This is a genomic window from Anoxybacillus sp. TBDG-1 (assembly GCF_054815885.1).
Genome location: NZ_JBTZSY010000072.1, coordinates 1 through 7,168 on the forward strand (window position 1 = coordinate 1; position 7,168 = coordinate 7,168).

Genomic DNA, 7,168 nt, shown 5'->3' on the forward strand with positions numbered 1-7,168 from the left:
ATCCAACTGGAAATTCGATTTAAAAATCTTTCTAAACATACTATACGAGGAGGGATCAACATGGAAAATTTCGTTTTTCATAATCCAACGAAATTAATTTTCGGCAAGGGGCAAATTGAACAATTGAGGAAAGAACTTACTGCGTATGAACACATTTTAATTGTATACGGTGGGGGAAGTATTAAGAAAAACGGAGTATATGATGATGTCGTATCCATTTTGCGTTCATTGAACAAGTCTTGGTCGGAGTTAGGAGGGGTTGAGCCCAACCCACGTTTATCTACTGTGCGAAAAGGCATTGACATATGTCGTAAAGAAAACGTCGATTTTGTTTTAGCGGTTGGTGGTGGAAGTGTCATTGATTGTGCCAAAGCGATCGCAGTTGGCGCCTTATACGATGGAGACGCCTGGGATTTTATTTCACGAAAGACAACGGTTCAGCAAGCTCTCCCACTCGGAACGGTATTAACGTTAGCCGCGACAGGTTCAGAAATGAATGCAAATTCTGTCATTACTAATTGGGACACGAAAGAAAAATACGGTTGGAGTAGCTCAGCTGTTTTTCCGAAGTTTTCGATTTTAGATCCTATGTATACAACAACTGTTCCGAAAGATCATACAGTATATGGCGTCGTTGATATTATGTCACACGTATTAGAACAATATTTTCACCATATTCCAAATACACCACTACAAGATCGAATGTGTGAAGCGATTTTACGAACGGTTATTGAAACAGCACCAAAACTTATCGAAGACTTAAAAAATGTGGATCATCGTGAAACGATTTTATATTGTGGAACGATGGCTTTAAATGGGATTTTGCGCATGGGGCTGCGTGGCGATTGGGCAACGCATAATATTGAGCATGCTGTATCAGCAGTGCACGATATTCCACATGCAGGTGGACTAGCTATTTTATTCCCAAACTGGATGAAACATGTACTTGATGAACATGTCGAGCGGTTTAAGCAACTAGCCGTTCGTGTGTTTAATGTGTATCCAGAAGGGAAAGGAGACCGTGAAATCGCGTTAGAAGGAATTGAAAAGCTTCGTGCGTTTTGGAATAGCTTAGGTGCTCCGAATCGATTAGCTAATTATGACATTGGTGAAGACTCATTGCCACTTATCGCTGAAAAAGCAATGGCATTCGGGCCGTTTGGAAATTTTAAAAAGTTGCATCATCACGACGTCATGGCGATTTTACAAGCCTCGTTGTAAAGTGCGAAAAATGTCATAATGAATCCGTTTACATCATCTCTGCCAACTTGATTCTCACTAATTGTTTCGCTAAAGTGAAAGAGGATACTATCATTGAGGAGGAAAACGTACATGACGCATATTCAGTTTGACTATTCAAAGGCGTTGTCTTTTTTTGGTGAACATGAACTAACGTATTTGCGTGACGCAGTAAAAGTAGCACATCATGCGCTTCACGAAAAAACAGGGCAAGGGAACGACTTTTTAGGATGGATTGATCTTCCTATCGCGTACGACCGAGAAGAATTTGCTCGCATTCAACAAGCAGCGAAAAAAATTCAAGAAGACTCTGATGTCTTGTTAGTTGTCGGCATTGGTGGTTCTTATTTAGGCGCTCGTGCAGCAATTGAAATGTTGCAACATTCTTTTTACAACGCGCTCTCGAGCGAAAAACGAAAAACACCACAAATTATTTTCGTCGGTAACAACATTAGTTCTACATATATGCGCGATGTCATGGATGTACTTGAAGGAAAAAATTTTTCGATCAATGTCATTTCGAAATCAGGAACGACGACAGAACCTGCGATTGCATTTCGTATTTTCCGCAAGCTTCTTGAAGAAAAATATGGAAAAGAAGAAGTGCGTAAACGCATTTACGCAACAACAGACCGTGCGCGCGGAGCGTTAAAAACGTTAGCGACAGAAGAAGGATACGAAACATTTGTCATTCCAGATGATGTCGGTGGACGCTACTCCGTTTTAACAGCGGTTGGATTATTGCCAATTGCCGTAAGTGGGGCGGACATTGAAGCGATGATGAAAGGTGCGGCACAAGCGCGCGAAGATTTCAGTAAATCGGAGTTAGAAGAAAACATCGCTTATCAATATGCTGCGGTGCGTAACGTGCTATACAACAAAGGAAAAACAATTGAAATGCTCATTAACTACGAGCCAGCATTACAATATTTTGCAGAATGGTGGAAGCAATTGTTTGGTGAGAGCGAAGGAAAAGATCAAAAAGGTATTTTCCCAGCTTCAGCAAACTTTTCAACAGATCTTCATTCATTAGGTCAATACGTGCAAGAAGGACGTCGCGACTTGTTTGAAACGGTGCTAAAGGTGGAAACACCGCGCCATGAGTTGACGATTGAGGCGGAAGATAACGATTTAGACGGCTTAAATTATTTAGCAGGAAAAACAGTCGACTTTGTCAACACAAAAGCGTTTGAAGGTACATTATTGGCGCATACAGACGGGGGCGTGCCCAACTTAGTTGTCACACTGCCACGATTAGATGAATATACGTTCGGTTATCTCGTTTACTTCTTTGAAAAAGCGTGCGCCATGAGCGGATATTTACTTGGAGTCAATCCGTTTGACCAACCGGGTGTTGAAGCGTACAAAGTGAATATGTTTGCCCTTCTTGGTAAGCCTGGATACGAAGAGAAAAAGGCAGAACTTGAAAAACGATTGAAGTAGAGAAAAGTTATATAGAAAATTTCATCGAGGCAACGTCTTTGAAGTGAGGCATTTTCAATAGTTTACAGTCGGTCCGCAATGAGAAAGAGCTTTCCTTGAATGCAGGGAAAGCTCTTTTTTTGGGCATAATACAAACAGAGGAGGAGTGATAAACATGATTGAAATTCCGTCTAAATTAGAAGGAAAAGCATTTTTGTTAAATGTGTTGGAACAACAATTAAAACCGCTCGGTTACGTAATCGGTGGAAATTGGGATTATGATCACGGTTCGTTTGATTATAAAATGGCAGATGATGTCGGTTATCAATTTTTGCGTCTTCCATTTGTTGCTGTAGATGGACAGCTTGATTCATATGGGGCAACGGTTGAATTGAAACGCCCATACGTCTTATGTCATAAATATCAGCGCGGATTAGACGACAACGTGCATATTGGAAATGTGACTGCGTCGTTTAATCAGTTTTCTGAACCAGAAGACCCGGATGCAACGGTGCCTGATCGATATGTAGCAATGGCAAAAACATTAATCAAAGATTTAGAAGAACGGTTATTGTACTAATACGATAAGCTCATCTTTCGACTGAATGATTGTATGCGATGGCGGGTTAATTGCGATGTGTTGATCGTTTGCAATACCAATTAGTAATACATCTTCTTTTTTTAATTCAGTCAGCATGGAGGCGAAAGACATACCGATCCATTCTTCGCGCACAGCTAAACGTTTTAACGGATGTTTTTTGAATTCCTCAATATCGTTTAACACACTTGGAGATGAAAGGCAATTTGCCATTAAAAAGCTTATCCATTTATTTGTCTCAATAATTTTATCTGCTCCAGCACGTTTCGCATTATCGACTTGCGGTTTGGTCAATATTTCTACAACGGTATATACGGATGGATGAAGCGCTTTAACTGTCAAAAGGGTGACGATAGATGCCAAATCAGCCTCAACTTCATTTTTATGATGATTGGCGGTAATGATGACGATGTGAGCTTCAGACACATTCGCTTTTTCCCATATATCATCATGAGTCGGATTTCCTTTAATGAAATGAATATGTTTTGGCACATCCCAACGTTTTAGTGTTTCATCGATGACGAGACATGGCATGTTAGTAGGCATAAGTGCAAGTAGTTGACGAATGCGCTCGTTCCAACCGACTAAAATGACATGGTTCCCTTTTGTATAAGGGAGTTCACCAGCCGACAGGGCATTCTCTTTTGAGATCGCTTTTGTAGATAACGTGACAAAATAAGCAGAAACGAACGCGGTGCCGAGTAGAATAAGAACGATGGCGACGAGTTTTCCGTTTATTGTTTTCGGTACAACATCGCCATAACCGATTGTTGTTGTTGTCACTAATGCCCACCATATACCATCAAAAACAGTTGAAAATGTTTTTGGTTCAACAATATGAATAGCGATCCCGAATAAAAAAATAATGATTGTAATTGTTAAAATGATACGTACTAGCGGAGAAAGCCGCCAATATGAAGCGAGAAATTCATACCATCTCATTTGTTTTCCCTCCTGTTTTTATTCATTGTAGACGAGATGATGTGATTTCTTACATATTTTTCTTCATAAAAACAAACGATATAAACGAAAGGAGGGAGTCGTATTGGATATAAATCGCGTGAAACAAATCGTTTCTTCGCCAAACGATATTCGTGTATGTTATCACGGTCAATCCGTTTGGATTGATGGGTACGATGAAGCAAGGCGAACAGCTACGGTACATATGCGTGGGAGGGAACATGAATGCCACATCGTTCCGGTGGAAGAATTAACGGAAGAGTAAAACGAAAAAACCCTTGCATCGCAAGGGTTTTTTCTATGGAGCATACCGGGCTCGAACCGGTGACCTTCGCGCTGCCAGCACGATGCTCTCCCAACTGAGCTAATGCCCCTTCTTCTTTCATTCTAAAAACATTTTGTTTTTTCGTCAATGGATGTCGAATTAGGAACCTGTCTTTTTTCTCCCACAAACATTTTACTCATACTATGAAATGATTGAGATTGTTTGCATAATTGTTTCTGCGCTTTGTTCAATTGGAATCACATGATTTTCCATCCATAGCAAAAAGGAAGTTGTCAATCGTGGATCAAATTGTGTACCTGCTCCTTTTTTTATTTCCTCATGAGCGTCCTCCCATGTAAGAGGTGCACGATATGACCGAATACCAGTCATCGCTTCGAGTGAATCGGCTAAAGCTACGAGACGAGCAAGAAACGGAATATTCTCTCCTCTCTTTTTGTGTGGGTATCCTTTTCCATCCCATCGTTCATGGTGGTATAAAACGATATGGTAAATTTCAGGTGAAACATGATAATGTTGTAATATATGTATGCCAAATAGCGGATGTTTTTTTATTTCAGCAAATTCTTCTTCTGATAACTTCCCTTTTTTTGTTAAAATATGAGCGGGAATGTGCAATTTGCCGATATCGTGAATGAGTGATCCGAATTGAAGCTGGCGTTTTTCTTCATCGGCTAATTTTAAAAATGAAGCGAAAGATAAAGCAATTTTTGTTACGCGATATGAATGAAGAAAAGTGAGCTCGTCCTTTGCTGAGAGTTGGCGCATAAGAAAACAAAGTTCCATGTTTTTTATAGAAGACATATCGCTCGTCACCTTTTCGTTTTCAAAAAATTTTTCATCATATATCCTAACTTAAATGAGAATGATTTTCAAGTCAAACATTTTCGATATCAACACCTCGAATAGAAGGGATTTGATGAATAAACTCGTATACGTCTGTTGTCGCTCGTTTTTGATCGACAGATACTTTTAATTCAACAAAGTGATTTCCGTTCTCTAAATCTTTAATGCGTACAGTTTTAATGTGAATATTTTTTTGTTTAATGGTGTCGACCACTTCAGAAATTTTTGTTGCATCTAACACAGTGAGTTTAACGGAAAGTTCTTTCTCTCTTAGCTGCTTTGGACCAAAAACAGCTGTTACAAGTGGAATGAGCTCGACGCTAGCGATAAGAAAGACAACACCGAGAATGGCTTCAATATAAAAATTTGCTCCGACAGCAACGCCAACACCCGCCGCTCCCCAGATGAGCGCAGCAGTTGTCAAACCGGAAATGCTGTCGTTTCCGCGGCGAAGAATAACGCCCGCTCCGAGAAAACCAATGCCAGATACAATTTGAGCTGCAAGGCGAAGCGGGTCCATGTTAATATGTTCGGCTTTTGGAAATGTATATGCCGATTCGATTGATACGATTGTTAGCAAACAACTTACAATCGAAATGACAAGACATGTTTTAAGACCGACTGGCTTTCTTTTTAGTTCCCGTTCTAAACCGATAATAAGTCCAAGGATGGCAGAGATTCCAAGTTTCATAAGCACATGAGCATCCATAAGACATTCCCCCTTTTTTTATAAGTATATTCGAAAGGATGATGAACATGAAGGCATATATCGCTTTAATTGTTGGTGCACTCTCTATTTCAACGTCAGCTATTTTTGTAAAATTTACAGATGCCCCATCAGCTGTTACAGCTTTTTATCGTCTTTTTTTTGCAGTTGTTTTGATGACACCGTTGTTTGTTGTAAAGCATAGAAAAGAAACGAAAGAAATGAATCGACAAGATTGGGCTTTTGCTGCCTTATCTGGAACGTTGCTTGCATTTCATTTTATTCTTTGGTTTGAATCACTTCGTTACACATCAGTTGCAAGTTCAGTTGTTTTAGTTACGTTGCAACCACTATTCGCTTTTGTTGGTGGGTTTCTCTTTTTTAAAGAAAAAATGACAATAGGTAAATGGGTAAGCGCGCTACTTGCGATTTTAGGTAGTGTCATTATTAGTTGGGGAGATTTTCAAATAAGTGGCGAAGCGCTTTATGGAGATATGCTTGCATTAATAGCATGTGCTATGGTAACAGGTTATTGGTTAGTTGGTCAACATTTACGAAAGCAACTTTCTTTAATTACATATACATACATCGTCTATGGCATTGCTTCTATTGTATTAAGTGGATATGTCGCATTGTTTCGGTATTCATTTTTTTCATATGATGTGGATGACTGGAGTTATTTTATTTTGTTAGCTGTAATTCCAACATTGTTTGGTCATTCTCTTTTTAATTGGGCGATGAAATGGGTAAATGCTGCAATGGTGTCGATGGCTATTTTATTTGAACCAATTGGAGCAATTGTATTAGCTTATATATGGTTAGGTGAAAAATTTTATTTATCGCAAGCAATCGGATCTTTTTTTATCATTGTAGGAATAGGAGCGTACATGCTCGGAAAACATGCAAAAAACAATAAAAAATAGTTGCATTTCAAAAAAGAATATGATATATTTCGAAATGTCGCTGTTGCGGTGCGATGATGCGATAATAAAAAATGAAAAAATTGCTCTTGACACTAAAGAGACGATGTGTTAGATTAAGAAAGTCGCAAAAAACGACAAGATGTTCCTTGAAAACTGAACGAAGCGAAAAGCGTATGAAAGCTAAGGATAAC

Annotated in this window: 8 protein-coding genes and 1 tRNA gene; 5 read left to right on the forward strand and 4 right to left on the reverse strand. The window is 39.2% G+C overall.

Annotated elements, in window-relative coordinates:
* Positions 1 to 60: 60 nt before the first annotated feature.
* The 3 genes from ACYQY7_RS13370 (at position 61) to ACYQY7_RS13380 (ending at position 3,241) form a co-directional block, all read left to right on the forward strand.
* On the forward strand, positions 61 to 1,221 hold the full coding sequence (locus tag ACYQY7_RS13370; RefSeq protein ID WP_461202784.1) for an iron-containing alcohol dehydrogenase: 1,161 nt from the start codon (positions 61 to 63) through the stop codon (positions 1,219 to 1,221).
* Positions 1,222 to 1,332: 111 nt separating this feature from the next.
* Positions 1,333 to 2,682: a glucose-6-phosphate isomerase gene (locus tag ACYQY7_RS13375; RefSeq protein WP_461202786.1), complete on the forward strand. Its 1,350-nt coding sequence runs from the start codon at positions 1,333 to 1,335 to the stop codon at positions 2,680 to 2,682.
* Between the two features lie 154 nt (positions 2,683 to 2,836).
* Positions 2,837 to 3,241, forward strand: coding sequence for a YugN-like family protein (locus tag ACYQY7_RS13380; RefSeq protein WP_461202788.1), 405 nt, complete (start codon positions 2,837 to 2,839; stop codon positions 3,239 to 3,241).
* On the opposite strand, the gene ACYQY7_RS13385 is transcribed toward ACYQY7_RS13380, so the two are convergent.
* On the reverse strand, positions 3,230 to 4,201 hold the full coding sequence (locus ACYQY7_RS13385) for a potassium channel family protein (RefSeq protein ID WP_461202790.1): 972 nt from the start codon (positions 4,199 to 4,201) through the stop codon (positions 3,230 to 3,232). The genes ACYQY7_RS13380 and ACYQY7_RS13385 overlap by 12 nt on opposite strands.
* Positions 4,202 to 4,304: 103 nt before the next feature.
* Between ACYQY7_RS13385 and ACYQY7_RS13390 the strand changes: the two genes are divergently transcribed.
* Positions 4,305 to 4,484: a small, acid-soluble spore protein, H family gene (locus ACYQY7_RS13390; RefSeq protein ID WP_461202792.1), complete on the forward strand. Its 180-nt coding sequence runs from the start codon at positions 4,305 to 4,307 to the stop codon at positions 4,482 to 4,484.
* Positions 4,485 to 4,520: 36 nt separating this feature from the next.
* On the opposite strand, the gene ACYQY7_RS13395 is transcribed toward ACYQY7_RS13390, so the two are convergent.
* From ACYQY7_RS13395 to ACYQY7_RS13405, 3 genes are all read right to left on the reverse strand, one after another.
* A tRNA-Ala gene (locus tag ACYQY7_RS13395) sits at positions 4,521 to 4,593 on the reverse strand.
* Between the two features lie 92 nt (positions 4,594 to 4,685).
* Positions 4,686 to 5,306, reverse strand: coding sequence for an HD-GYP domain-containing protein (locus tag ACYQY7_RS13400; RefSeq protein WP_461202793.1), 621 nt, complete (start codon positions 5,304 to 5,306; stop codon positions 4,686 to 4,688).
* A gap of 73 nt (positions 5,307 to 5,379) precedes the next feature.
* On the reverse strand, positions 5,380 to 6,057 hold the full coding sequence (locus ACYQY7_RS13405; RefSeq protein WP_461202795.1) for an MgtC/SapB family protein: 678 nt from the start codon (positions 6,055 to 6,057) through the stop codon (positions 5,380 to 5,382).
* A 47-nt stretch (positions 6,058 to 6,104) separates the two neighbouring features.
* Here ACYQY7_RS13405 and ACYQY7_RS13410 point away from each other — a divergent pair, with 47 nt between their 5' ends.
* Positions 6,105 to 6,977 carry a DMT family transporter gene (locus tag ACYQY7_RS13410; RefSeq protein WP_461202797.1) on the forward strand — a complete coding sequence of 291 codons (873 nt, stop codon included), beginning with the start codon at positions 6,105 to 6,107 and terminating at the stop codon, positions 6,975 to 6,977.
* Positions 6,978 to 7,168 lie beyond the last annotated feature (191 nt).

Coding starts and splice junctions, on each gene's coding strand:
- ACYQY7_RS13370 (WP_461202784.1), top strand. CDS start 61: ATGGAAAATTTCGTTTTTCATAATCCAACGAAATTAATTTTCGGCAAG.
- ACYQY7_RS13375 (WP_461202786.1), top strand. CDS start 1,333: ATGACGCATATTCAGTTTGACTATTCAAAGGCGTTGTCTTTTTTTGGT.
- ACYQY7_RS13380 (WP_461202788.1), top strand. CDS start 2,837: ATGATTGAAATTCCGTCTAAATTAGAAGGAAAAGCATTTTTGTTAAAT.
- ACYQY7_RS13385 (WP_461202790.1), bottom strand. CDS start 4,201: ATGAGATGGTATGAATTTCTCGCTTCATATTGGCGGCTTTCTCCGCTA.
- ACYQY7_RS13400 (WP_461202793.1), bottom strand. CDS start 5,306: ATGTCTTCTATAAAAAACATGGAACTTTGTTTTCTTATGCGCCAACTC.
- ACYQY7_RS13405 (WP_461202795.1), bottom strand. CDS start 6,057: ATGGATGCTCATGTGCTTATGAAACTTGGAATCTCTGCCATCCTTGGA.
- ACYQY7_RS13410 (WP_461202797.1), top strand. CDS start 6,105: ATGAAGGCATATATCGCTTTAATTGTTGGTGCACTCTCTATTTCAACG.